This is a genomic window from Streptomyces sp. NBC_01003 (genome assembly GCF_045162695.1).
Classification (GTDB): domain Bacteria; phylum Actinomycetota; class Actinomycetes; order Streptomycetales; family Streptomycetaceae; genus Streptomyces.
The window spans coordinates 2596236-2620762 of the sequence record NZ_CP108707.1; the positions used below are offsets into that span (position 1 = coordinate 2596236).

A 24527-nucleotide genomic window follows, 5' to 3' on the forward strand; every position below is an offset into this window, starting at 1 on the left:
GCGGGCGCGCGCCGAACCTGAGCGGACCGCGTCAGCAGCCGCGCCCCCGCGGCTCGAACTTCACGCGCGCGTGCTCGGCCTTGCCGTGGACCTCGCTGTACGTGGCAGGGCTGACCCGGAACCAGAGGTCGTCCTTGGCGGCCTTCCCGTTCACGTCGTCGAGCCGCACGCACCACCGCTCGGTCCGCACGACGCGGGTGTACGTCTCGTTGCCCTTACGGACCTTGTGGCACTGCTTGTAGTGCTCGGTGGTGTACCAGGTGCGGGTCCTCTTGCGCTTGCCACTGCCGCTGCGCGAGGTGTGCTTGACCTTCCGGGTGGCCGGATCACACTCCTTGACCATGTGAGCGCGGGTGCCCTTGACGGTCTTGCGCGGAAGGTGCCGGACGGCGTCGTAAAGCCCCCGCACCTGATCGGAGTGCGGCTTGGAGTACGCACCGCCCTTGCCACCACCGTGGCCCGACACCTTGTCCGCACCACCGCCACCACAGGCACCGAGTGCTGCCATCAGCACCACCATGAACCCGGCCAGTGCCGGACGCCGCATCACAGACATGTCCCTCATCACTCACCACGCGCGCGCACGTACCGTGCGCCTTCACGTTATTGGCATGTACCGACTAACCCGCCGGTCAGCGTAACGGATCAGGTCATCGGCACGACCTCCGGCGTGAGCAGGCAGCCCCACGCCGGGCACTGTTGACACCACACTCGCCCGCCGACCAAAGTCGCCCCGGTGGAGATCAACGACCTGACACCGGCCGAGCGACGCGTCTGGGACGCATTCCCCCGGGGCGAAGCCATCGACTTCACCGAGGACCACGGTGAGCTTCCCGAGGACCACGAACGCCCGCTCCCTGAACGGACGTTACGGGCATCCGTTCTACGGCGCCTGCTCCTCCGCGTCGACCGGGCCGAAGGCCACACCGCTCAGGTGTGGGTGGCCGGGGCCCGGATCACCGGACACCTGTACCTGGGTTACAGCACCATCGACTTTCCGGTGCACCTGGGAGCCTGCGCATTCGACGAGGCTCCCAACTTCTACGGCGCGCAGATCCGCCAGCTCGAACTCCCGCGCTCCACCATGCCCGCCCTCCACGCGGCGACCGCACGCATAGACGGGGTGCTGCGCATCTCCGGCTGCCGCATTCCCGGATCCGTCCGGCTGGGCGGGGCACGGATCGCCGGCGCGTTCTTTCTCGACGGCGCGGAGCTCGGGCGGACAACGGACCTCGACGAACCCGCCCTCCAGCTGAACCACTCCGTGGTGGAAGGCGACGTGTTCGGCCCGGGCCTCGTCGCCCACGCACAGGTCAGGATGGTGGGCATGACGGTTGCCGGCTCGGTCGACCTCGACGACGCCAGGCTGCACGACAGTGACGGCGATGCCCTGGATGCCGAGAACCTCGCGGTCGGCTCCGACCTGCGCGCCATGCGGCTTCAGACACGTGGCCGCCTGAATCTGCGCGGCGCACGCATACCCGGCCAGCTCAACCTGGCCTACGCAGACCTGTCCCATCCCGCAGGCATAGCGCTGCGAGCCAGCAACGCCACCATCGGCGAGCTGTGGTTGCGCAGCGCCCACCCCATCCGGGGAGCGGTCAATTTCCGCGGCGCCAGGCTCGACCTGCTCCATGTCGCCCCGGAGATCCTGCCGGACAAGCTCCGCCTGGACGGGCTGACCTACGCCACGCTCACCCCGCACGAGCCCGCGCCGAAGCGCTTGCCGATGCTGCAACGCGACCAGGACGGCTACGTTCCGTTCGCCTACGAGCAGTTGACCGCCGCCTACCGTCGCATCGGCGACGCGGACGCGGCCCGCACCATCCAGCTCGCCAAGCAGCGCCGCCACCGCGCGACACTGCCCGCCTACGCCCGCCTATGGGGTCACGTCCAGGACGTCACCGTCGGCTACGGCTTCCGGCCCATGCGGGCCGCCGGCTGGCTCCTGTCCCTCTTGGCCATCGGCTCCGTCGCCTTCGCCCTGCACCACCCCAGCCCCCTCAAGCCCGACGAATCCCCCGACTTCAACGCCGTCTTCTACGCCCTCGACCTCCTCCTCCCGATCATCGACTTCGGCCAGGAGAGCGCCTTCTCCCCGACGGGCCGGCACCAGGCGCTCTCATACGTCTTGATCATCACAGGCTGGATCCTCGCCACAACTGTCGCCGCAGGCATCACCCGAACCGTGAGCCGTCAGTAGGGCTCGCCCGGCGGCGCCCGTCAGCCGCCGGCTCCCGGCGGAAAGCCGATCGCGATGTACGACCAGCGCGCCACACCCACCACCAGGAAGCCCAGAGGCGGTGCCAGCCACCAGCGTCCGAGGCTCTGCCGCCACACCGCGAGCAGGGTGGCCAAGAGGGTGAGAGTGCCGAGCGCGATCAGCAGCACCGACGCAAACGCGATTCCTGTCAGTGTCCGCTCATCCCAGACGCCCTGCGGCCGAGTCACCAAGGCGCCGTACGCGACATAGGCGTTGAGCATGTTCGCGAGGACGAGAAGGACTCCCCAGGGCCCTCGCAGCAGGCCGGTCACGCCGGGAGGCCTCCTAGTCGATCGACGTGCTGCCTGATCAGCAGCCGTGTCCATGCGGACACTGCGTGCCCGGTTGATCACGCCGCCGCCCAGAAACGCAAAAGACCCCTGATGAACAGGGGTCTCAGCTGGTGTCCGAGGGGGGACTTGAACCCCCACGCCCGATAAAGGGCACTAGCACCTCAAGCTAGCGCGTCTGCCATTCCGCCACCCGGACTAGGTGTCTGTCGCCCGGCCGGGGTGTTCCCCGCGGCGACATGGATAACAATACCAAAGCCTCGGAGTGCCTTTCACCTGCATATCCGTCGCCTCGGCGGCACCTGCGGGGGGTCGGGAGCGGGGCCGCCTACAGTCTCACCATGAGTAGTCAGTCCGTCACCGGGACATCTTCGCGGGTGCGGCGGCCGCGGGCTCTGTCGCCGCTGCGGGAGCACCTTCGGGACACCTTCTGGTTCGCGCCGACCGGAGCCATGGTCGGGATCTTCGTCGTGTGGTTCCTCGCCGATGAGCTGGACACCGCCATCCTCGACGCGCTCCGTGATGCCGGCGCGTACGACAGCATCGCCCAGCTCCAGGGCATCGCCGACGACGCACAGACCGTCGTGAGCACCATCAGCGCCGCGATGATGACCTTCATCGGTGTCGTCTTCAGCATCTCGCTCGTGGCGCTCCAGATGGCGAGCGGGCAGCTCAGCCCCCGGGTGGTGCGGATCTTCATCCGGAGCCGGATCACGAAGGCGACGTTCGCCGTCTTCCTCGCGACGTTCGTGCTGTCGCTGCTCGTGCTGACCTCGTACGACAGCGAGCCCGACCCGAAGCTCGTCAGGTCCGTGCCCGTCGTGCAGTCCGTGCTCACCCTCTTCATGGTCGGGCTCAGCCTGCTGCTGTTCGTGATGTACGTGAACTCGACGCTGCGGATGATGCGCGTGAGCTACGTGATCGACCGGGTGACCACAGAGGCTTTCCGGCTCGTGGCCCGGATGCCGGTGGAGGTCAGGGGTGCGGGTGCCGTGGAGGACCTTGGGCCCGAGACCGCGCGCGTCGTCCATCAGGGGCGGGCCGGTGTGATGCGTGACGTCAATATCGCCCGGCTCCTCCGCGCCGTCCGGCACCGGCCCGGCGTCACCCTGCGGCTCCTCCCCCGTACCGGCGACTTCGTGGTGCCCGGCACGCCCGTCCTCGCCGTGCACGGCGGGGCGCCGCCCCCTCTGCGGGCCCTGCGCTACACCGTCCACGTCGGCGTCGAGCGCACCTTCCACCAGGATCTCGGGTTCGGGCTGCGGCAGCTCTCCGACATCGCGCTGCGCGCCCTCTCCCCCGCCGTGAACGATCCGACAACGGCCGTGCAGGCCCTCGACCGCATCGTGCAGTTCCTCGCCGCGGTCGCGAACCGGCCGCTCGACTCGTTGCGGTACACGGACCGGGGCGGCGTGGTGCGGCTTGTGCAGCCGGTTCCGGGGTGGGAGGCGCTCGTCGATCTGGGGTTCACCGAGATCCGGGGCTGTGCGGCCGGCAGTCCCCAGGTGTCGCGGCGCATGCTGGCCGGGCTCGACGATCTGCTGCTGCTCGCGCCCGAGGAGCGGCGCGAGCCCCTGCTGCGGCACCGGGAGCTGCTGACGCTGGCTGTGGAGCGGGCCGTGCCGGAGGCCGCCGACCGCGACTTCGCGCTCCGGCCGGACCGGCAGGGCATCGGGTGAGTGAGCGGCACACCACCCTCCTGACGGTGGTGTGCCGCTCGTCGGCGCCGTGAGAGCTACGGCATCAGGTGGTAGTCCGGGAAGTTGCCCGGGAGGCGCTCGCCCTCGGGCCCCTGGGTGACCGCCCGCACCAACAGCTCGCCGCCCACGAACGCGCCCCGCCAGGACGCGCCGAAGCCGCCGAACAGTTCGTCCCTGTCGCCGCGCGAGCGCGGCTTGCCGCGGCCCGTTTTGAAGGCACGGATCTGGGGGGCGAGGCGGTCGTACGTCGCGTCGTCGTCCGTGGAGAGGGTGGCGACCAGCGCGCCGTTGGAGGCGTTCATCGCGGCGAGCAGTTCCGCCTCGGTGTCGACCAGGACGATCGTGTCGACGGGGCCGAACGGTTCGGCGTGGTGGAGAGGGGAGGAGCGGGGTGGACTCAGGAGCGTGACCGGGTGGACGTACGCGCTTGTGTCCTGGCCGGGGAGGAAGCGGGCGGGGTCCGGGGCGCCGCGGTACAGGGGGACGGCGCCGCGGTCGATGGCCTCGGCGACCTGGTCGTTGAGTTCCTTTGCCTTTGCCGCGTTGACCAGCGGGCCGAAGTCCAGCTGCGGGTAAGGGTCTTGAGGGTTCGTCACCGCGAGGGGGTGGCCGACGCGCAAGGTGCGTACGGCCGGCAGGTACGCGGCCAGGAAGTCGTCGAACAGGCTGCGCTGGACGACGAAGCGCGGGTACGCGGTGCAGCGCTGCTTGCCGTAGTCGAAGAGCTTGGGGATCACCGCGGAGAGCTTGCCCCAGTCGGAGTGGTTCCAGATGCCCCAGGTGTTGAGGCCCTCCTGTTCGAGGATGTGGCGCTTGCCGAGGTCGGCGACGGCCGTGGCGACGGCGGCGCCGGTGTCACGGCCGCCGACGAACGAGACGCAGCCGATCTCGGGCGCCCGCACCAGCGCTTCGGAGAGTTCGCCTCCGCTGCCGCTGACGAGGGTGACGGGGATGCCCTCGCGGGCGGCGAGTGCGCAGGCCAGGGTGAGGCAGGCGACGCCGCCGTCGGTGGGGGTCTTGGCGATGACCGCGTTGCCGGCGAGTGCCTGGATCAGGACCGCGTGCACGAGCACGCTCATCGGGTAGTTCCAGCTGGCGATGTTCGAGACGGGACCGTCGAGCGGGGCGCGGCCCTCGACCATCGGCTCGATGCCGTCGACGTACCAGCGCACCCCGTCGATGGCACGGTCGACGTCGGCCTGGGCGAGGCGCCAGGGCTTGCCGATCTCCCACACGAGGAGGAGTGCGAGGAGTTCGCGGTGCTGGGTGAGGGCGTCGAGGGTGGCGCCGACGCGGGCGCGGCGCTCGTCGAGCGGGATGTGCCGCCAGGCGCGGTGCTGGTCGAGGGAGGCGCGCACGGCCCGGTGGGCGGTGGCGGCGTCGAGGCGGGGCGGCCCGGCGATGGGACTGCCGTCGACGGGCGTACTGCCGGGCAGGGCGCGGCCGTCGGCCTGCCAGGTGCCGTTCCACAGGTTGAGTACGCGGTCGTCACGGAACGCCTCGGGGGCGACGGCGAGGCAGCGCTGCCAGGCGTCGTGCCAGGAAGTGCCGGCCTTGAGGGTGGTCGCCGCCGGGGCCTCGGGGTCGCGGGCGTCGGGGCCAGGGGTGCGGGACTTGGGGTTGCTTGCCATTTCGGGTTCTCCGCTCACGGTGCACAGTCGGGGCGGGGGTGCATGGCTGGTGCGGGGGGTGGAGTGGGGAGGTTGCCCGGTGGGCTCGCTCCCCACTCCCGCTGTACGCGTCAGTCCGCCAAGCGGTCGAGTACCAGGCGGGCCGTCTCCGTCGGGGTGGAGCCGACGCGGACCCCGGCCGCTTCCAGGGCCTCCTTCTTGGCCTGCGCCGTTCCGGAGGAGCCGGAGACGATCGCGCCGGCGTGCCCCATGGTCTTGCCCTCGGGGGCGGTGAACCCGGCGATGTAGGCGACGACGGGCTTGGTGACGTGGTCGCGAACATAGGCCGCGGCGCGCTCCTCCGCGTCGCCGCCGATCTCCCCGATGAGGACGATCAGGTCGGTGTCCGGGTCGTTCTGGAACGCGGCGAGACAGTCGATGTGTGTCGTGCCGATGACGGGGTCGCCGCCGATACCGACACAGGTGGAGAAGCCGATGTCGCGCAGTTCGTACATGAGTTGGTAGGTGAGGGTGCCCGACTTGGAGACGAGGCCGATGCGGCCCGCCCTGGTGATGTCGGCGGGGATGATGCCGGCGTTGGACTGGCCGGGGGTGATCAGGCCGGGGCAGTTGGGGCCGATGATGCGGGTGCCCTTCGCGGCGGCGTACGCGTGGAAGGTCACGGCATCGTGTACGGGGATGCCCTCCGTGATGACGACGGCCAGGGGAATGCCCGCGTCGGCGGCCTCCGTGACGGCCGCCCTGGCGAAGACGGGCGGCACGAAGACGACGGTGACGTCGGCGCCGGTGGCCGCGATGCCCTCGGCGACGGAGCCGAAGACGGGGACGGCAACGGGGGTACCTCCGTGGCCCTTGAGGCCTTGGGGGACGTCGAAGTCGACGCTGCGGCCCGCCTTGCGCGGGTTGACGCCGCCCACGACGTTCGTGCCGGCGGCGAGCATGCGCCGGGTGTGCTTCATGCCCTCGGCGCCGGTCATGCCCTGGACGAGGACCTTGCTCTCCTTGGTCAGGTAGATCGCCATGTCCCGCTCTCCTTGGTGAGGTGGATCGCCATGTCCCGGCTCCTTAGCCCGCGTTGGCGAGATCGGCGGCCCGGCGCGCGGCGCCGTCCATGGTGGTGGCCTGTTCGACGAGGGGGTGGGCGCGGCCGTCGAGGATGGCGCGGCCCGCTGCGGCGCTGTTCCCGTCGAGTCGGACGACGAGCGGTTTGGTCAGCCGTACGGACTCCAGGGCCTGGACGATGCCGTCGGCGACGGCGTCGCAGGCGGTGATGCCGCCGAAGACGTTCACGAAGACGGACTTCACGGACGGGTCGGACAGGATGACGGAGAGGCCGTCGGCCATGATCTGCGCGGAGGCGCCGCCGCCGATGTCGAGGAAGTTGGCGGGGCGGGCACCGCAGCCCGCGACCACGTCGAGCGTCGACATGACGAGCCCGGCGCCGTTGCCGATGACGCCGACCTCGCCGTCGAGCTTCACGTAGTTGAGGCCCTTGCCCGCGGCGGCCGCTTCGAGGGCGTCGTCGTGGGCGGACTCGTGGGTGCCCCAACGCTCCTGGCGGAAGCGGGCGTTGTCGTCGAGGGTGACCTTGCCGTCGAGGGCGAGGATCTGGCCGCCGCTCGTACGCACGAGGGGGTTCACCTCGACGAGTACGGCGTCCTCGCGGGTGAGGACGTCCCAGAGGCGGACCAGTACGTCGACGGTCCGGTCGGGGAGGCCGGCGGCCTCGGCGATCTGTGCCGCCTTCGCCGTGGTGACGCCCTCCGCCGGGTCGATCGGGATGCGGGCCACGGCCTCGGGCCTGGTCGCCGCGACCTCCTCGATGTCCATGCCGCCCTCGGCGGAGGCGATGGCGAGGAAGCGTCCGGCGGCCCGGTCGAGGACGTAGGAGACGTAGAACTCGCTCTCTATGTCGACCGGTTGGGCCAGCATGACCCTGCCGACGGTGTGGCCCTTGATGTCCATGCCGAGGATCTGGCGTGCCGTCAGTTCGGCGGCGGGCGGGTCGGCGGCGGGTTTGACGCCGCCCGCCTTGCCGCGGCCCCCGGTCTTCACCTGTGCCTTGACGACGACGCGGCCGCCCAGCCTGCGCGCGATCTCGCGGGCCTCCTTGGGCGAGTCCGTGACCTCGGCCTTCGGCACCAAGATGCCGTGTTCTTCGAAGAGTTCCCTTGCCTGGTGCTCGTACAGGTCCATCTCGGCTCCTGCCGTAAAAGTGCCGCACGCCCCCTGGACACCACCCACCGGATGCGGGATAACAAGCTTCATACAGTATTCGTCGACTGTATGCAATGTACTGCGGCAGTGCACGACTCCCCTACGAAGGGACAGGACTCCGCCATGCCCGACGACAGCCAGGAACTCATCTCCGGTGGTCATCTGGTCGCCAAGGCGCTCAAGGCAGAAGGTGTGGAGGTCATCTACACCCTGTGCGGCGGCCACATCATCGACATCTACGACGGCTGCGTCGACGAAGGCATTGAAGTCGTCGACGTCCGCCACGAGCAGGTCGCGGCCCACGCGGCGGACGGGTACGCGCGCATCACCGGCAAGCCCGGCTGCGCCGTCGTCACCGCGGGCCCGGGCACCACCGACGCCGTCACCGGCGTCGCGAACGCGTTCCGCGCGGAGTCACCCATGCTCCTCATCGGCGGCCAGGGCGCGCACACCCAGCACAAGATGGGCTCGCTCCAGGACCTGCCGCACGTCGACATGATGACGCCCATCACCAAGTTCGCCGCGACCGTGCCGGACACCGCGCGCGCCGCCGACATGGTGTCGATGGCGTTTCGCGAGTGCTACCACGGCGCCCCCGGCCCGTCGTTCCTGGAGATCCCGCGCGACGTCCTCGACGCCAAGGTGCCGGCGGACAAGGCCCGCGTACCCCGGGCCGGCCAGTACCGGGCCTCGACCCGCTCGGCCGGTGACCCCGAGGCGGTCGAGAAGCTCGCCGACCTCCTCGTGCACGCCGAGAAGCCGGCGATCCTGCTCGGCAGCCAGGTGTGGACGACCCGCGCGACCGAGGACGCCATCGAGCTCGTCCGCGCCCTCAACGTGCCCGCCTACATGAACGGCGCGGGCCGCGGCACCCTGCCGCCCGGCGACCCGCACCACTTCCAGCTCTCGCGCCGCTACGCCTTCTCGAACGCCGACCTCATCATCATCGTCGGCACGCCCTTCGACTTCCGCATGGGCTACGGCAAGCGCCTCTCCCCCGACGCGACCGTCGTGCAGATCGACCTCGACTACCGCACGGTCGGCAAGAACCGCGACATCGACCTCGGCATCGTCGGCGACGCGGGCCTCGTCCTGAAGTCGGTCACCGAGGCCGCCTCCGGACACGTTTTCAATGGATACAGCAACGGCGGGGGCGCCAAGCGCAAGGAGTGGCTCGACGAACTGCGGGCGGCCGAGCAGACCGCCGTCGAGAAGCGACTGCCGAGCCTTCGCTCCGACGCCTCGCCGATCCACCCGTACCGCCTGGTCAGCGAGATCAACGACTTCCTCACCGAGGACTCGATCTACATCGGGGACGGCGGCGACATCGTCACCTTCTCCGGGCAGGTCGTGCAGCCCAAGTCGCCCGGCCACTGGATGGACCCGGGCCCGCTGGGCACCCTCGGCGTCGGCATCCCCTTCGTCCTCGCCGCCAAGCAGGCGCGGCCCGACAAGGAGGTCGTCGCGCTCTTCGGCGACGGGGCGTTCTCGCTGACGGGCTGGGACTTCGAGACCCTCGTCCGCTACAACCTGCCCTTCGTCGGGATCGTCGGCAACAACTCGTCGATGAACCAGATCCGTTACGGCCAGAAGGCCAAGTACGGGGACGAGCGCGAGCGCGTCGGCAACACCCTCGGCGACGTCCACTACGACAAGTTCGCGCAGATGCTGGGGGGTTACGGCGAAGAGGTCCGCGACCCCGCCGACATCGCGCCCGCGCTCCAGCGGGCCCGCGAGTCCGGGAAGCCCTCGCTGATCAACGTGTGGGTCGACCCGGACGCGTACGCCCCCGGAACCATGAACCAGACCATGTACAAGTGAGGAGCCCCGCCATGACCACCAAGGCTCTCGAGGGCGTCCGTGTCCTCGACATGACCCATGTGCAGTCCGGGCCCTCCGCGACCCAGCTCCTCGCCTGGCTCGGCGCGGACGTGGTGAAGCTGGAGGCGCCGACCGGGGACATCACGCGCAAGCAGCTGCGTGACCTGCCGGACGTCGACTCGCTCTACTTCACGATGCTCAACTGCAACAAGCGGAGCATCACCCTCAACACGAAGACGGAACGCGGCAAGGAGCTCCTCACCGAGCTGATCCGGCGCTCCGACGTCATGGTCGAGAACTTCGGCCCGGGCGCCGTCGACCGGATGGGCTTCACGTGGGAGCGCATCCAGGAGATCAACCCGCGCATCGTCTACGCCTCCATCAAGGGCTTCGGCGACGGCCCGTACACCAACTTCAAGGCGTACGAGGTCGTGGCCCAGGCCATGGGCGGCTCGATGGCGACCACCGGGTTCGAGGACGGTCCGCCGCTGGCCACCGGCGCGCAGATCGGCGACTCCGGCACCGGCATCCACGCCGTCGCCGGCATCCTCGCGGCGCTGTTCCAGCGCGAGAACACCGGGCGCGGCCAGCGCGTGAACGTCGCCATGCAGCACGCGGTGCTCAACCTGTGCCGGGTGAAGCTGCGCGACCAACAGCGCCTGACGCACGGCCCGTTGGCCGAGTATCCGAACTCCCAGGACACCGCCGAAGCGGACGAGGTGCCGCGTTCGGGCAACGCGTCCGGCGGCGGCCAGCCGGGCTGGGCGGTCAAGTGCGCGCCCGGCGGCCCGAACGACTACGTGTACGTCATCGTGCAGCCCGTCGGCTGGCAGCCGCTGAGCGAGCTGATCGGGCGGCCCGAGCTGGCCGGCGACCCCGAGTGGGCGACGCCCGAGGCGCGCCTGCCCAAGCTCAACAAGATGTTCCAGCTCATCGAGGAGTGGTCCTCGACCCTGCCCAAGTGGGAGGTGCTCGAGCGGCTCAACGCACACAACATCCCGTGCGGGCCGATCCTCTCCACCAAGGAGATCATCGAGGACGAGTCGCTCGTCGCGAACGAGATGGTCGTCGAGGTGGCCCACCCGGAGCGCGGCACGTTCACCACGGTCGGCTCCCCCCTCAAGCTCTCCGACTCCCCTGTGGAAGTGGTCAGTTCACCCCTGCTCGGCGAGCACAACGCCGAGGTGTTCGTCGGGGAGCTGGGGCTCGGGGACGAGGAACTGCGCCTGCTCAAGTCGAACGGAGTGATCTGATTGATGGCCGAGGACCGTGAGCTCACGGTACGGGCGCTGCTCGAATCCGTGCGCGCTGAGGGCCGCAGCGCTCTCACCGCCCCCGAGGGCAAGGTGATCGCCGACGCGTACGGGATCTCCGTGCCCGGCGAGGAGCTGGCGACGGACGTGGACGAGGCGGTCGCGTACGCGGCACGCTTCGGCGGACCCGTCGTGATGAAGATCGTCTCCCCCGACATCCTGCACAAGACCGACGCGGGCGGCGTGATCGTGGGGGTGGAGGGCGCCACCGACGTACGGGCCGCGTTCTGCAAGATCGTGGAGAACGCGCGGGCCTACGCGCCGGCCGCCCGGATCGAGGGCGTCCAGGTGCAGGAGCTGCTGCCGACCGGGCCCTCCTCGCAGGAGGTCATCGTCGGGGCCGTCACCGATCCGACGTTCGGGAAGGTCGTCGCGTTCGGGCTCGGCGGTGTGCTGGTCGAGGTGCTCAAGGACGTGACGTTCCGGCTCGCGCCGGTCGGCACGGACGAGGCCGTGTCCATGCTGGACTCGATCCGGGCGGCCGAGGTGCTGCGCGGGGTGCGCGGCGCGCAGCCGGTCGACCGGTGGGCGCTCGCCGAGCAGATCCGCCGGGTGTCCCAACTGGTCACCGACTTCCCGGAGATCGCCGAGGTCGACCTCAACCCCGTGATCGCGACGCCGGAGGGCGCGGTCGCCGCCGACATCCGGGTGATCCTCGCCGACGGGGCGCCGAAGCAGCGGCGCACCTACGCGCGCGAGGAGATCCTCCGGTCGATGCGCCGGCTGATGCAGCCGCGCTCGGTCGCGGTGATCGGCGCGTCCAACGAGCAGGGCAAGATCGGCAATTCGGTCATGCGCAACCTGATCGACGGGGGTTTCTCCGGGGAGATCCATCCGGTGAACCCCAAGGCCGATGACATCCTGGGCCGCAAGGCGTACAAGAGTGTCACGGACGTCCCGGGTGAGGTGGATGTGGCGGTCTTCGCGATCCCCGCCAAGTTCGTGGCCTCGGCCCTCGAAGAGGTGGGACGCAAGGGGATCCCGAACGCGGTCCTGATCCCCTCCGGCTTCGCGGAGACCGGTGAACAGGCCCTCCAGGACGAGATCGTGGCGATCGGCGAGCGGTACGGGGTACGCCTGCTCGGGCCGAACATCTACGGCTACTACTCGACGTGGCAGGACCTGTGCGCCACGTTCTGCACGCCGTACGACGTGAAGGGCGGGGTGGCGCTGACCTCGCAGTCCGGGGGCATCGGCATGGCGATCCTCGGCTTCGCGCGGACGACGAAGACCGGTGTCTCCGCGATCGTCGGGCTCGGCAACAAATCGGACCTCGACGAGGACGACCTGCTCACGTGGTTCGGCGAGGACCTCAACACCAAGTGCATCGCCATGCACCTGGAGGACCTGAAGGACGGGCGGGCCTTCGTGGAGGCCGCGCGGGCGACGGTGCCGAAGAAGCCCGTCGTGGTCCTCAAGGCGGGGCGCACCAGCGCGGGCGCGAAGGCGGCCGGTTCGCACACGGGAGCCCTCGCGGGCGACGACGCGGTGTACGACGACATCCTCAGGCAGGCAGGCGTCATCAGGGCGCCGGGGCTGAACGAGATGCTCGAGTACGCGCGGGCGCTGCCAGTGCTTCCGACGCCGAAGGGTGACAACGTCGTCGTCATCACGGGCGCGGGCGGCTCGGGTGTGCTGCTCTCGGACGCCATCGTCGACAACGGCCTGTCCCTGATGGAGATCCCGGAGGATCTGGACGCCGCGTTCAAGGCCTTCATCCCGCCCTTCGGCGCCGCGGGCAACCCGATCGACATCACGGGCGGTGAGCCGCCGTCGACGTACGAGGCGACGATCAGGCTCGGTCTGGAGGACCCGCGGATCCACTCGCTCGTCCTCGGCTACTGGCACACGATCGTCACCCCGCCGATGGTCTTCGCGGAGCTGACGGCACGGGTGGTCGAGGAATTCCGCGCGCGGGGCATCGAGAAGCCCGTGGTGGCGTCGCTCGCGGGCGACGTCGAGGTCGAGGAGGCCTGCCAGTACCTCTACGAGCGCGGGGTCGTGGCGTACCCGTACACGACCGAGAAGCCGGTGGCCGCACTCGGTGCGAAGTACCGGTGGGCCCGTGCGGCAGAAAGGCTGGGGGCCGAAGGCGCCTCCGGTAGGGCGGTGGTGGGAGACGGGCGGGATGTTGGGGGGCGGTTCATGAGGTGACCGGACTGAGGGCCGGCCGGCGGTGCGCGCAGGCCGGCCCCGGGACCCATGCGCACGCGAAAGGAATTTGGACAGGGGGCGCTGGCCAGATCTTTCGACGCAAGGGATGCGACCGTCATGACCGCAACCTGTCTATCAACCTCCGTCCCCTACAGGGAGGTGACGGACGCCAACGGCCGTGTGTACCGGGTCGGCGAGACCGATGTCGACATCTTGGGCCGCAAGCGCAAGTGGATGGTGATCCTGCCCTGGGTGGGCATGATGGGGATCTCCTCCGCCGAGTACGCGTTCGCGTCCGCCGAGGACACCCTGCACACCGCGCACGACTGGAACAGCCTGCACATCTTCTGGATGATGACCGTCTGGGTGTTCTTCCAGGCCGCGGTCGCCTTCCCCGCGGGCAGGCTGCGTGAGAGCGGCAGACTGCCGGCCCGCTGGGCGATGATGATCGGCGCGTCGGGCACCTTCCTGGGCTATCTGTCGCTGGCCCTGGCACCACACGTCGTCTTCGCCTATATCGGCTTCAGCGTGCTGAGCGGCATGGGCGCGGGCATGGTGTACGCCACCTGCGTCAACATGGTGGGCAAGTGGTACCCGGAGCGAAGGGGCGGCAAGACCGGCTTCGTCAACGGCGGATTCGCCTACGGTTCGGTGCCGTTCGTCTTCCTGTTCACCGGCTACATGGACCTGACCAACTACCGGTGGGTGCTGCTCTCGGTGGGCGTTCTGCTCGCCGCGCTGGTCGCGTTCGCCGGTTCCTTCTTCAAGGATCCGCCGAAGAACTGGTGGCCTGCGAACGTCGATCCACTCCATCCGCCGGAGGACCCGCGCGCCCGGCGTTCCCTGGAGAAGAACCCGCCGGCCGTCAAGCAGTACACCCCACTGGAGGCCTGGCGGACCGGCCGAGTGGCACTGATGTGGTTCTGTCTGGCCTGCACCTCCGGCGTGAACATCTTCGGCATCGCCTTCCAGGTGGACATCGGCGAGGAGGCCGGCTTCGCCGGCGGAATCGTTGCCACCGCGATGTCCCTGAAAGCGCTCGTCAACGGCAGCGGGCGCGGCGTCATCGGATGGCTCTCGGACCGCTACGGCCGCAAGCAGTGTCTGCTCGCCGTCTGCGCCATCCTCGGGTTCGCCCAGTTCGGCATCCTCTGGTCGGCCGAGGCCGAGAACCTGCCGCTGTTCCTGGTCTTCTCGGCGATCTCCGGTTTCGGCGGCGGCGCCATCTTCCCGATGTTCGCGGCGCTCACCGCGGACTACTTCGGCGAGAACAACAACGCCACCAACTACGGCATGGTCTACAGCTCCAAGCTCGTCTCCGGCCTGGGCGCGGGGATGGGCGCCGTGGTCGTCGGGGCCTGGGGGCACTCCGGTGCCTTCATCCTGGCGGGCTGCATCTCCTTCTTCGCCGGCTTCATCGCGCTCTTCCTGTCCCAACCCGGCAGGCCCAAGTCCCGTGACATCCAACCCAATCCGCAACCGCTCGGTGAGGAGATGGCTTGATATGACGGCGGAGCCCATCGCCGCAGGCAACTCAGCGACGACCACTGGTAGCGAGTACCGAGAAGTCACCGACGAGAACGGCCGCGTCTATCGCCTGGGCGAGACGGACCGCGACATCCTCGGCCATTCCCGTAAGTTCATGGTGTATCTGCCATGGGTCGCGATGATGGCCATCAGCGTTTCCGAGTACGCCTACGGTTCGGCGGAGGACACTCTGTCCAGCGCACATGGCTGGACGCAGTCGAACACCTTCTGGATCCTGAGCGTCTGGGTGTTCTTCCAGGCGGGCATCGCCTTCCCGGCCGGATGGATGCGGGAGAAGGGCATCCTGACAGCCAAGCGGGCCACCATGGTCGGCTCCTTCCTGTGCCTGTTCGGATTCCTCGCGCTGTCCCATTTCAGCAACGTGTGGCTGGCGATCCTGGGATTCGGTGTCATCGGCGGACTGGGTTCCGGCCTCGTCTACTCGACCTGTATCAACATGGTCGGCAAGTGGTTCCCGGAGCGAAAAGGCGGCAAGACCGGTTTCGTCAACGGCGGGTTCGCGTACGGGTCTCTTCCGTTCATCTTCATCTTCAACTACGCGTTCGACACGTCGAACTACCACCGTGTGCTCGACATGATCGGTGCCTATGTGCTGGTGGTTGTGCTCGCCTGCGCGTTCTTCTTCCGGGACCCGCCGAAGAACTGGTGGCCGCACGAGATCGACCCGCTCAAGAAGTCGGGCTCGGACAAGCAGGCCAAGTCCCTCGCCAAGAACCCGCCCGCCGTCCGTCAGTTCACGCCCATGGAGGCCGTCAGGACCGGCATGCTGCCCCTCATGTGGTTCAGCCTCGTGCTGACGGCAGGCGTGTCGATCTTCGGCATCTCCTTCCAGGTGGACTTCGCAAAGGAGGTCGGCTTCGGGCCACTGGTCGCCGCGTCGTCGATGGGTGTGATGGCGGTCATCAACGGCGTCGGCCGTGCGGTCGTCGGCTGGCTGTCGGACATCTGGGGTCGCAAGGTGAGCCTGGTGTTCGTCATCGTCGTCCTCGGCCTCGCCCAGTTCGGCGTCATCTGGGCGGGTGACATCCACAGCGAGTGGCTGTTCCTGTTCTTCGCGTTCCTGTCGGGCTTCGGCGGCGGCGCGTTCTACCCGATGTTCGCGGCGCTCACGCCGGACTACTTCGGTGAGAACTACAACGCCACCAACTACGGCCTCGTGTACAGCGGCAAGCTGGTCAGCGGCCTGTTCGGCGGCGGGCTCGGCTCCATGGTGGTCGCCGCGTGGGGCTACAACGGGGCGTACGCGCTCGCCGGTGGCGTCTCGATGGTGGCGGCAGCCGTGGCCCTGCTGCTGCGGCAACCCGGGGGCGAGCAGGCGCAAAAGGTGGTGGCCACCGCGTAGCTCGCACCCACTGAACGTGCTCATAGGCGTGGGGCCCGGCCTGGTGGCCGGGCCCCACTCATGTGTGCCGCGACGTCAGCGCTTCTTGCGCAGACCGGCCAGGTTGTCGTAGCCGATCTTCGCGTACTTGAGGGACTGGCCGAGGTCGGTGTCGCCGGGCGCGTTGTCCTGCTCGACCATCGGGTTGTGGTAGTTCATCGCCCCGACGCGGGTGAAGAACTTCTCGTAGTCGATGACTCCGGTGCCGAACGGCACCATGTCGTAGCCCATGCCGTTCGTCTCGTTGACCGTGCCGTCCTTGGCGTGGAACAGCGGGTAGCGCTTGTTGTTGCGGCTCACGAGCGCCGCCGGGTCGAAGACGTTCTCCCGCTGGGAGCCGTCGTGGGCGGTGTAGGTGTGGAACTTGTACTGGGCCACGTGCGCCCAGAAGATGTCCATCTCCAGCCAGACCGTCTTCGGGTCGGTCACCTTGAGGAAGTACTCCAGCTTGCGGATGCCGGAGCTGCGGGTCGGCTTGCCCTGCGCGTCGAGGGGGCCGCCGTCGAGCAGGAAGCCGTACGCCGCGTCGTGGTTGTGCGTGTACAGCTTGAGGCCGGCGCCGTGGGCGATCTTGCCGAGCGCGTTCCACTTGTCGGCGGCGGTGTCCCAGTCGGACCGGTAGGCGCTGCCGCTGGGGTCGCCGCCGGTGCCCATGTGGTCCATGCCGAGGATGTTGGCTATCTCCAGGTGCTTCTTGAACGTGTCGAGGTCGGGCTGGCTGAGCGGCCACGACCCCGGGATGAAGCCGTGGTTGCCCTGGGCCCGCAGGCCGTACTCGTCGAGCCAGGAGCGCAGCAGCTTGGCGCCCTCGACGGATTCGAGGTTGGCGCCGCCGGGCGCGTTGGCGTGCTGGCCGTAGCCGGCGAACTCGACCTGCTTGTAGCCGTAACGGGCGAGCTCCTTGAAGACCTCGCGGAAGCCGGACGGGAGGTTGGAGGCGAGCGGGTCTCTGCCCGTGGCGTCGCGCACGGTGTAGAGGATGATGCCGCGCTTGGATGCCGGGACGAGGGCGTGGTGGCCGCCGCCCCGGCCGCCGTTGTGCGTGCTCTGGGCGAGGGCGGGCGATGCGCCGAAGACGGGTGCGGCGACGGCGGCTGCCCCCGCGGCGGTGCAGGTGCTCAGAAAGCGGCGGCGGCTGACGCCGAGAGCGCGGCGCAGGGCGTCGCCGGGTCCGGATTCATCGTTGAACGCGGTCACGGTCTCTCTCTTTCTCGGGTGGGTGCGGGGCGTGTGCGGGTGCGCACCGGGCTCATGCGAGACCGGCCAGGTCGAGCAACAGCGATTTCACGTCGGTGGCCGCGACACGGCCGGTGACGGCGCGGGGGGTGGAACACAGGATGAGCGGACCGTCGGGGCTGTCGTCGCTCAAGGGGAGGCGGCCGTGGCTGCCGCGGATGGGTGAGGGATCGAGGGGCACGACCGCCATGCGGTAGCGCATGCCGAGCTTCTTGCGGGCCAGGGCGCCGACGGCCTTCACCTTGACGTAGGGGTCCTGGGGGTCCATGAACAGCTCGACGGGGTCGTAGCCGGGCTTGCGGTGGATCTCGACGAGCTGCGCGAAGTCGGGCGCGCGGTCGTCGTCGAGCCAGTAGTAGTACGTGAACCAGGCGTCGGGTTCGGCGACGGCGACGAGTTCGCCCGAGCGGGGGTGGTCGAGGTGGTGGGCCTTCTTCCCCTCGTCGTCGAGGAGTTGCTCGATGCCGGGCACGTCTTTCAGCGCCTCGCGGACCGTGTCGAGGTCCTCGGGGCGGCGCACGTAGATGTGGGCGATCTGGTGGTCGGCGACCGCGAACGCCCGGGACGTCATCGGGTCGAGGTACTCCATGCCGTCCTGCGTGTGCACTTCGAGGAGTCCGGCGCGGCGCAGGGCACGGTTGATGTCGACCGGCCGCTCGACGCGGGTGATGCCGTACTCGGACAGGGCGACGACCGTGCGGCCCTCGGCCTTCGCGTCGTCGAGCAGCGGCGCGAGGGTGGCGTCGAGTTCGGCGGCGGCCCGGTGCGAGCGCGGGTCGTCGGGGCCGAAGCGCTGGAGGTCGTAGTCGAGGTGGGGGACGTAGGCCAGTGCCAGGTCGGGATGGCGGGTGGCCATGATGTGACGGGTCGCGTCGACGATCCACCGGCTGGAGACGAGGTCGGCGCCCGGGCCCCAGAAGTGGAAGAGGGGGAACGTGCCGAGTTTCTCGGTCAGTTCGTCGTGCAGAGCGGGTGGCCTGGTGTAGCAGTCGGGTTCCTTGCGGCCGTCGGCGTAGTAGACGGGCCGGGGCGTGACGGTGATGTCGGTGTCGGCGCCCATGGCGTACCACCAGCAGATGTTGGCGACCGTGTACCCCGGGTGGCTGCGGCGGGCCGCGTCCCAGAGCTTGTCGCCGGCGACGAGTCCGTTGTGCTGGCGCCACAGGAGTACGTCGCCCAGCTCGCGGAAGTACCAGCCGTTGGCGACGATGCCGTGCTCGGACGGCATGGTGCCGGTGAGGAACGTCGACTGGGCGGCGCAGGTGACGGCGGGCAGGACCGTGCCGAGGTGGGCCTGCGACCCCGTCCGGCCGAGGGCCTTGAGGTGGGGCATGTGGTCGAGGAGGCGCGGGGTGAGACCCACGACGTCCAGGACGAGCAGCGGGTTCGGGCTCACGTCGGGCCGCTCAACCGTGGTGTCTGTACCGGCAGTTGTCATGGGAGTTCCTTCAGGCCGAGGTCCGTCAGGAGGTCGCGGGCCAGGGTGAGCTCGGCGGCGATGCCGTCGGCGAGCTGGGTGCGGGCGCGGGGGCGCAGCTCGGGCGGGAGCGCCTGCCAGGTGTACGTCTCGACCTCCAGGTGACGGGTGAGCGGATGCGCGCCGCCGACCAGGCGGGTGAGCGTGTCCTTCAGCACCGGGAGCGTGGAGGCGAGGGGGGCCGCGGGCGCCGCGTGCAGCGGTACGTGGAAGTGGGCGCGCCAGGGCGCGGTGTCGGGGAGCGCGCCGCCGGCGAGTGCCTCGCCCAGGTCGTCGGTGCCGCGCAGCCCTTCGGGGGTGAGGGTGCGGGTCTGGTGCAGGAAGCGGGGTTCGTCGAACGCGGCGAGCGCCTCGCGGACCTCGGCCCTTTCGGGGTGCTCGGCGTGCAGGGCCGCGGAGAGCTGGGACTTGACGACGGGGATGCCGGCGGCGGCGAGGGCGTCGAGTGCGGTGGCCGGGTCCTCGAAGGAGGTGGCGAGATGGCAGGTGTCTACGCAGACGCCGATGCGGTCGCGGGCCACGGCCGTGAGCGGGGCGATGGCGTCGCCGGTCGTCTCGACGGTGCAGCCCGGCTCGGGTTCGAGGCCGACGCGGATGGAGCGGCCGGTCAGCTCCTCCAGGGCGTCGAGCCGCTCGGCGAGGGTGGTGAGCGCTGCGTACGCGATGTCCCTGCGCGCCGGGTCGTAGCCGGTGCGCCAGGCGAGGGGCAGCGTGGAGATGGTGCCCTCGGTGATGTCGGAGGGGAGCAGCGCGGCGAGGAGCCGGGCCAGGTCGGCGGTGTGCGCGAGGCGCTCCGGGTCGGCCCAGTCGGGCTTGTACACGCGGTACTTGACCTCTTCGGCACCGAACCCCTCGTACGGGAAGCCGTTGAGGGTGACGACTTCGAGGCCGCGGCGGTCGAGTTCGGTGCGCAGGCCGCGCAGGGCGACGGGGTCGGTGGTGAGGGCGCGCGCGGCGTCCTTGGCGAGCCACAGGCCGATGCCGAGCCGGTCCCGGCCGAGGCGCTTGCGGACGGGTTCGCAGTGGTCGCGCAGCTGGGCCAGCACGCCGTCCAGGGTCTCGGCGGGGTGGACGTTGGTGCAGTACGCGAGGTGGACGGTGGACCCGTCCGGGTGGCGGAAGCGCATCGCTCACGCCCCGCCGCGCAGGATGGAGTTGCCCTCGTGGGTGGCGTCGGTCCCGGCGACGTCGAGGTCGAGCCGGCCGCTGAGGCCGTAGAACGCGACGGGATTGCGCCACAGCACGCGGTCGACGTCGTCCTCGGTGAAACCCGCCTTCAGCATCGCGTCGGCGACCTTGCGCGTCTTGAGGGGGTCGCTCTTGCCCCAGTCCGCGGCCGAGTTGACGAGAACCTGCTCGGGTCCGTACTCGGTGAGGATCGCGACCATCCGCTCCTCGTCCATCTTGGTGTCGGGGTAGACGGAGAACCCGAGCCAGCAGCCCGCGTCCTTGGCCTCCTTGACCGTGGTCTCGTTGAGGTGGTCGATCAGCACCCGGTCGAGCGGCAGGTCCGACTCGCGTACGACGTCCAGGGTGCGGCGCAGTCCGGCGAGCTTGTCGCGGTGCGGGGTGTGCACGAGCGCGGGGAGTTCGTGGTCGGCGGCGAGCTGGAGCTGCGCGGCGAGCGCGGTGTCCTCGGCGGGGGTCATCGAGTCGTAGCCGATCTCGCCCACGGCGACGACGTTGTCCTTGACGAGGTAGCGCGGCAGCGCGTCGAGGACGGGCGTGCAGCGCGGGTCGTTCGCCTCTTTGGGGTTGAGGGCGAGCGTGCAGTGGTGGGCGATCCCGTACTGCGCGGCACGGAACGGCTCCCAGCCGAGGAGCGCGTCGAAGTAGTCGAAGAACGAGGCGGGCGAGGTGCGGGGCTGGCCGAGCCAGAAGGACGGCTCGACGATCGCCCGTACGCCCGCGGCGTACATGGCCTCGTAGTCGTCGGTGGTGCGCGACGTCATGTGGATGTGCGGGTCGAAGATGCGCATCAGGACTCCTCGGCCTTGTGGGGAGGGGGCACGACCAGGGGGGTCAGGGCCAGTACGCGGTGCAGGTCGTCGGGGACGGGGCGGCCCGCGGCGGTGCGCTCGTTCGCGTAGTCGCCGAGCATGCGGGCGAGTTCGGCGTCTCCGCGCGCCCGTTCGGCGAGCTCGGCGACGGCGGACACCGGCACGCCGGTGAAGAGACACTTCAGGACGGCGTGCCGCCAGTGGTGCGCGGTGAGGTGCTCGGCGGCGTAGGGGCCGACGGCGGCGGCGACGAGCCGGGTGTCGTTCGTGCGCAGCGCGTCCTCGACGAGGGACAGCGCTTCGGGCCCTGGTACGAGGTGGGGCAGGGCCGCGAGGACGGCGCGGCGTTCGGCGGCGGCGCCCTGTTCGTAGAGGCGGGTGAGGGTGGCGGTGTCGGCGCGGGCCGCGTGCAGGAGGACGATACGGGCACTGTCGGCGTGCTCGGCGCCACAACGTCGCCCCGCTTCGGCGAACCTCAACTCCCAGGTGGCTTGGGCCTGTTGATCGCCCGCGCCATCCGCCGCCGCCTCCGCCGCGGCCTTGTCGAGCCAGGTGCGGGCGGTTTCGCCGAGGGAGGCGTCGGTGCGGGCACGGAGGGTCGCGATGCCGGGAGGTGTGCCGGTCATGGGGTGCCTCCTTCGGCGGCGGCGCGCAGGAACCGCAGGGATTTCTCGGCGAGTTGGGGCCCGGCGTGAGAGTGGCGGGGCAGTTCCACGACCGTCAGTCCCTGGTAGCCGGTGGCTTCGAGGGCTTCGAGCACCGGCGGGAAGTCGATCTCCCCTTCGCCGAACGGAAGGTGTTCGTGGACACCGCGCCGCATGTCCTCGATCTGTACGTGCTTCAGCCAGGGGGCGGCCTCACGCACGCAGTCGGCGGGCGGCAGCGGCTCCAGGCACTGACAGTGGCCGATGTCCAGGGTCAGGCCGAGCGCTTCCGGGCCGCCGAACTCCTCGCGGAGGTAGTGGAAGTCGGCGAGTGAGCCCAGGAGGTGGCCGGGCTCGGGCTCGATGGCGAGCGGGACGCCGGCGTCGTCGGCCGCGTCGAGGACGGGAGCGAGCGCGTCGGCGAACCGCTTCCAGGCGGTGCCGTCGTCCGTGCCGTCCGGGGTGATGCCGCTGAAGCAGTGCACGGCGTGGGCGCCGAGGTCGGCGGCCACCTGCACGGCCCTGATGAGGAGCCGGGTGCGGGCGGCCCTGGCGTCCGGGTCGGGGTCGAGGAGCGAGGGGCCGTGCTTGCGGCGCGGGTCGAGGACGTAGCGGGCGCCGGTCTCGACGGTGACGGTCAGGCCGTGCCGGTCGAGGGCGCGGGCCACCTGCCGGGTGCGGGTGGGGAGGTCCGGGACCAGGGGGTCCAGGTGCATGTGGTCGAGGGTGAGGCCGACGCCGTCGTAGCCCAGGTCGGCGAGGACGGCGAGGGCGTCCTCCAGGCGCAGGTCGGTGAGGCCGTTCGTGCCGTATCCCCAGCGGATGGTCATGTGACGCTCACCTTCGGTGCGAGGCGGGCCAGTTGGGCCAGGGACGCGGTGGCCAGGGCGGTCAGGGGGGCGCCCGCCCTGGCCGCGAGGGCGGCCTGGAGGGGGATCATGGCGCGGATGCCTCCGCCCACCGCCCGCTGGGTCAGGGGCGGCGAGGGGTTGAGGGCGGCGTGGAGGTAGGGGCGGGCCGCGGTGGCCGCGTAGGCGGCGGCCAGGGCGACGGTGGTGGTCCCCGACAGGCCGGGGGCGGCTGCTACCCGCCGGCCTGCCGGGAGTCGTGGGGCGCGCCCGGTGATCCGGGTCAGCGCGAGGGTCGCGGCAAGCGCGCCCAGGGGGGCTTTGACGTCGCCGCCCTGGGTTTCGTTGCGGGACACCGCGGTGACGGCGAGAGTGTGGGCGGCCAGCGTCGTGGCCGCGGGCACAGCCGCGCGATGCAGGCGGCCCGAGGTCGCCGCCGCTCCCAGCAGCACGTCGAGCCCTCTCGCCGCCGCCATCGCCACCGGTCCCGCCGCTGTCTTCTTCAGGCCCAGGTCGTACGCCCATACCGTCGCCGCGAGCGTGCCCGCGGCCAGGGCGGCGGGACGGCCCGCCCGGGTCGCGAGGGCCAGGCCCGCGGCCGTGAGGCCGCCCGCTGCCGCGAGGGCCGCTGCGGGGCGGATTCGCCCTGACGGCAGCGGGCGGTGCGGGCGGTCCACGGCGTCCTCGGCGCGGTCCGCCCAGTCGTTGAGGGCCATGCCCGCCTCGTAGAGGCACAGGGACGACCCGATGGCGAGGAAGGTGCCACGGCCGGGGCGCAGGCCCACCGCCGACGCGCCCGCGAGGGCATCGCCGGGGACGGTGAACAGGGCGGGCAGACGCAGGAGTTCGGCCCAGGCGCGCAGGTGCTGTGCGCGGCCGGTCACCGCAGGCGTCCAGCGAAGCCGACCAGTGTCGCGTACTGCTCGGCGAGCGCCGGGGACGCGTCGCCGTCGGGGTCCTTGAAGTAGAAGCCGAGCTCCGGCAGGGGCCCCTCGACGCCCTTCTCGTGGGCGCGCAGGAGAAGGCGGGCCAGGTCGAGGACGAGGGGGGCGGCGAGCGCGGAGTCGCAGCCCTGCCAGATCGTCTGGAGGATCATGCGGGAGCCGAGGAACCCGTCGAAGGCGATGTGGTCCCAGGCGGTCTTCCAGTCCCCGAGCGCGGGCACGTCGTCGATGTGGACCTCGCCCTCGGGCGCGGCCCCGAGCGCGTCGGCGAGGACGCGCTCCTTGCCCGCGTTCTTCGCCGCCGCGGCGCCGGGGTCGGCGAGCGCGGCCCCGTCGCCGCCGCCGAGGAGGTTGGTGCCGGACCACGCCCGCACGGACAGGGAGCGCTGGAGGAACATCGGCGCGAGCACGGACCGCAGGAGGGTCTGGCCCGTCTTGCCGTCGCGGCCCGCGTAAGGCAGGCCGCTGGTGGCGGCGAGTTCGGCGAGCGCGGGGTGGTGCAGGCCGGTGGAGGGGGTGAAGTTGACGTACGGGCAGCCCGCGCGCAGGGCGGCCGCCGCGTAGAGGGAGCTGGCGGGCAGCCGGCTGCTGTCGGGGGTGGGTTCCGTGGACGCCACGTTCACGACGACGGCGCCGGCGAGTCCGCCGCGGTCGGCGAAGTCCTTGATGTCGGCGGCGAAGGCGGCGACGAGTTCGTCGTCGGAGCGGGAGTCCCCCGGCTGGGGGCCTCCCGGGCGTATCTCCCGGTCGGCGGCGGCGAGTTCGGCGCCGACCGCGGCCGGCAGGCCGTGCGGCAGGACGCCTCCGGCGGCGAGGTGTTCGGCGCGTTTGGGCAGCGGACAGTCGACCGTGTCGTGCCCGCCGAAGACGAGTGACGACAGCGCGGCGAGCCCGGCGGCGGCGAAGGGTTCGGTCTCGGTGACCATGCCGGTCGGGGGGTGCAGGCCCGCGCCGACAGCGGCGCAGCCCGCGACCGCGGTGGTGGCGACGGAGCCACGGGCCCCGATGAGCCAGACTCCGAAGCGGGCGGTGGGGGACGTGGGTTCGGCGGACATGGGCA

General features: G+C 70.5%; 20 protein-coding genes and 1 tRNA gene. 7 read left to right on the plus strand and 14 right to left on the minus strand.

Annotation, left to right across the window (positions count from 1 at the left end; genetic code table 11):
* Positions 1-31: 31 nt before the first annotated feature.
* On the minus strand, positions 32-556 hold the full coding sequence (locus OG698_RS12020; protein WP_406103076.1) for a hypothetical protein: 525 nt from the start codon (positions 554-556) through the stop codon (positions 32-34).
* Positions 557-736: 180 nt separating this feature from the next.
* On the opposite strand from OG698_RS12020, the gene OG698_RS12025 reads away from it, so the two are divergent.
* Positions 737-2203, plus strand: coding sequence for a membrane-associated oxidoreductase (locus OG698_RS12025; protein WP_406103077.1), 1467 nt, complete (start codon positions 737-739; stop codon positions 2201-2203).
* Positions 2204-2223: 20 nt separating this feature from the next.
* Here the strand turns inward: OG698_RS12025 and OG698_RS12030 are convergent, their stop codons facing one another.
* Positions 2224-2535 (minus strand): hypothetical protein, encoded by a 312-nt coding sequence (locus tag OG698_RS12030; protein WP_406103078.1) that lies wholly within the window; start codon positions 2533-2535, stop codon positions 2224-2226.
* 129 nt (positions 2536-2664) lie between these two features.
* Positions 2665-2752 (minus strand) — tRNA-Leu (locus OG698_RS12035).
* Between the two features lie 142 nt (positions 2753-2894).
* Here OG698_RS12035 and OG698_RS12040 point away from each other — a divergent pair.
* A complete protein-coding gene (locus tag OG698_RS12040) occupies positions 2895-4232 on the plus strand; it encodes a DUF2254 domain-containing protein (protein ID WP_406103079.1) in 1338 nt (445 codons plus the stop codon).
* Positions 4233-4288: 56 nt separating this feature from the next.
* Here OG698_RS12040 and OG698_RS12045 read toward each other — a convergent pair whose 3' ends face one another.
* The 3 genes from OG698_RS12045 to sucC all read right to left on the minus strand — a co-directional run bounded on the left by OG698_RS12045 (position 4289) and on the right by sucC (position 8080).
* Positions 4289-5884 (minus strand): aldehyde dehydrogenase family protein, encoded by a 1596-nt coding sequence (locus tag OG698_RS12045; RefSeq protein ID WP_406103080.1) that lies wholly within the window; start codon positions 5882-5884, stop codon positions 4289-4291.
* A 110-nt stretch (positions 5885-5994) separates the two neighbouring features.
* A complete protein-coding gene (gene sucD, locus OG698_RS12050) occupies positions 5995-6906 on the minus strand; it encodes a succinate--CoA ligase subunit alpha (RefSeq protein ID WP_406103081.1) in 912 nt (303 codons plus the stop codon).
* A 43-nt stretch (positions 6907-6949) separates the two neighbouring features.
* Complete coding sequence (gene sucC, locus OG698_RS12055; protein ID WP_406103082.1) at positions 6950-8080, minus strand: ADP-forming succinate--CoA ligase subunit beta; 1131 nt, start codon at positions 8078-8080, stop codon at positions 6950-6952.
* Positions 8081-8224: 144 nt separating this feature from the next.
* Between sucC and OG698_RS12060 the strand changes: the two genes are divergently transcribed.
* The 5 genes from OG698_RS12060 (at position 8225) to OG698_RS12080 (ending at position 16279) form a co-directional block, all read left to right on the plus strand.
* The gene (locus OG698_RS12060; RefSeq protein WP_406103083.1) at positions 8225-9922 is read left to right on the plus strand and encodes a thiamine pyrophosphate-binding protein; all 1698 of its coding nucleotides are present in this window, start codon (positions 8225-8227) and stop codon (positions 9920-9922) included.
* A gap of 11 nt (positions 9923-9933) precedes the next feature.
* The gene (gene frc, locus OG698_RS12065; protein ID WP_100591602.1) at positions 9934-11175 is read left to right on the plus strand and encodes a formyl-CoA transferase; all 1242 of its coding nucleotides are present in this window, start codon (positions 9934-9936) and stop codon (positions 11173-11175) included.
* Positions 11176-11178: 3 nt separating this feature from the next.
* On the plus strand, positions 11179-13389 hold the full coding sequence (locus OG698_RS12070; protein ID WP_406103084.1) for an acetate--CoA ligase family protein: 2211 nt from the start codon (positions 11179-11181) through the stop codon (positions 13387-13389).
* Between the two features lie 117 nt (positions 13390-13506).
* Positions 13507-14892 (plus strand): OFA family MFS transporter, encoded by a 1386-nt coding sequence (locus OG698_RS12075; protein ID WP_406103085.1) that lies wholly within the window; start codon positions 13507-13509, stop codon positions 14890-14892.
* Between the two features lies 1 nt (position 14893).
* A complete protein-coding gene (locus OG698_RS12080) occupies positions 14894-16279 on the plus strand; it encodes an OFA family MFS transporter (RefSeq protein ID WP_406103086.1) in 1386 nt (461 codons plus the stop codon).
* Positions 16280-16354: 75 nt separating this feature from the next.
* Here the strand turns inward: OG698_RS12080 and OG698_RS12085 are convergent, their stop codons facing one another.
* Genes OG698_RS12085 through OG698_RS12120 form a run of 8 tightly spaced genes read right to left on the minus strand, consistent with a single transcriptional unit; the run spans position 16355 to position 24522 of the window.
* A complete protein-coding gene (locus OG698_RS12085; RefSeq protein ID WP_406103087.1) occupies positions 16355-17515 on the minus strand; it encodes a sugar phosphate isomerase/epimerase family protein in 1161 nt (386 codons plus the stop codon).
* A gap of 52 nt (positions 17516-17567) precedes the next feature.
* Positions 17568-18992, minus strand: coding sequence for a nucleotide pyrophosphatase/phosphodiesterase family protein (locus tag OG698_RS12090; protein WP_406103088.1), 1425 nt, complete (start codon positions 18990-18992; stop codon positions 17568-17570).
* The gene (eboE, locus tag OG698_RS12095) at positions 18989-20158 is read right to left on the minus strand and encodes a metabolite traffic protein EboE (protein ID WP_406103089.1); all 1170 of its coding nucleotides are present in this window, start codon (positions 20156-20158) and stop codon (positions 18989-18991) included. Before eboE ends, OG698_RS12090 begins: the two co-directional genes overlap by 4 nt.
* A gap of 3 nt (positions 20159-20161) precedes the next feature.
* Positions 20162-21010: a TatD family hydrolase gene (locus OG698_RS12100; RefSeq protein ID WP_398374786.1), complete on the minus strand. Its 849-nt coding sequence runs from the start codon at positions 21008-21010 to the stop codon at positions 20162-20164.
* The gene (locus OG698_RS12105) at positions 21010-21657 is read right to left on the minus strand and encodes an EboA domain-containing protein (RefSeq protein ID WP_406103090.1); all 648 of its coding nucleotides are present in this window, start codon (positions 21655-21657) and stop codon (positions 21010-21012) included. Before OG698_RS12105 ends, OG698_RS12100 begins: the two co-directional genes overlap by 1 nt.
* Complete coding sequence (locus tag OG698_RS12110; protein WP_406103091.1) at positions 21654-22505, minus strand: sugar phosphate isomerase/epimerase family protein; 852 nt, start codon at positions 22503-22505, stop codon at positions 21654-21656. The genes OG698_RS12105 and OG698_RS12110 overlap by 4 nt, the downstream gene beginning before the upstream one ends.
* Positions 22502-23407, minus strand: coding sequence for an SCO3242 family prenyltransferase (locus OG698_RS12115; protein ID WP_406103092.1), 906 nt, complete (start codon positions 23405-23407; stop codon positions 22502-22504). Before OG698_RS12115 ends, OG698_RS12110 begins: the two co-directional genes overlap by 4 nt.
* On the minus strand, positions 23404-24522 hold the full coding sequence (locus tag OG698_RS12120) for an inositol-3-phosphate synthase (protein ID WP_406103093.1): 1119 nt from the start codon (positions 24520-24522) through the stop codon (positions 23404-23406). Before OG698_RS12120 ends, OG698_RS12115 begins: the two co-directional genes overlap by 4 nt.
* Positions 24523-24527: the final 5 nt, after the last annotated feature.

Bases quoted from the DNA above. Each gene is read 5' to 3' on its own strand.
- OG698_RS12020 (WP_406103076.1), bottom strand. From the start codon at position 556: ATGTCTGTGATGCGGCGTCCGGCACTGGCCGGGTTCATGGTGGTGCTG.
- OG698_RS12040 (WP_406103079.1), top strand. From the start codon at position 2,895: ATGAGTAGTCAGTCCGTCACCGGGACATCTTCGCGGGTGCGGCGGCCG.
- OG698_RS12045 (WP_406103080.1), bottom strand. From the start codon at position 5,884: ATGGCAAGCAACCCCAAGTCCCGCACCCCTGGCCCCGACGCCCGCGAC.
- sucD (WP_406103081.1), bottom strand. From the start codon at position 6,906: ATGGCGATCTACCTGACCAAGGAGAGCAAGGTCCTCGTCCAGGGCATG.
- sucC (WP_406103082.1), bottom strand. From the start codon at position 8,080: ATGGACCTGTACGAGCACCAGGCAAGGGAACTCTTCGAAGAACACGGC.
- OG698_RS12060 (WP_406103083.1), top strand. From the start codon at position 8,225: ATGCCCGACGACAGCCAGGAACTCATCTCCGGTGGTCATCTGGTCGCC.
- frc (WP_100591602.1), top strand. From the start codon at position 9,934: ATGACCACCAAGGCTCTCGAGGGCGTCCGTGTCCTCGACATGACCCAT.
- OG698_RS12070 (WP_406103084.1), top strand. From the start codon at position 11,179: ATGGCCGAGGACCGTGAGCTCACGGTACGGGCGCTGCTCGAATCCGTG.
- OG698_RS12075 (WP_406103085.1), top strand. From the start codon at position 13,507: ATGACCGCAACCTGTCTATCAACCTCCGTCCCCTACAGGGAGGTGACG.
- OG698_RS12080 (WP_406103086.1), top strand. From the start codon at position 14,894: ATGACGGCGGAGCCCATCGCCGCAGGCAACTCAGCGACGACCACTGGT.
- OG698_RS12090 (WP_406103088.1), bottom strand. From the start codon at position 18,992: ATGACAACTGCCGGTACAGACACCACGGTTGAGCGGCCCGACGTGAGC.
- eboE (WP_406103089.1), bottom strand. From the start codon at position 20,158: ATGCGCTTCCGCCACCCGGACGGGTCCACCGTCCACCTCGCGTACTGC.
- OG698_RS12100 (WP_398374786.1), bottom strand. From the start codon at position 21,010: ATGCGCATCTTCGACCCGCACATCCACATGACGTCGCGCACCACCGAC.
- OG698_RS12105 (WP_406103090.1), bottom strand. From the start codon at position 21,657: ATGACCGGCACACCTCCCGGCATCGCGACCCTCCGTGCCCGCACCGAC.
- OG698_RS12110 (WP_406103091.1), bottom strand. From the start codon at position 22,505: ATGACCATCCGCTGGGGATACGGCACGAACGGCCTCACCGACCTGCGC.
- OG698_RS12120 (WP_406103093.1), bottom strand. From the start codon at position 24,522: ATGTCCGCCGAACCCACGTCCCCCACCGCCCGCTTCGGAGTCTGGCTC.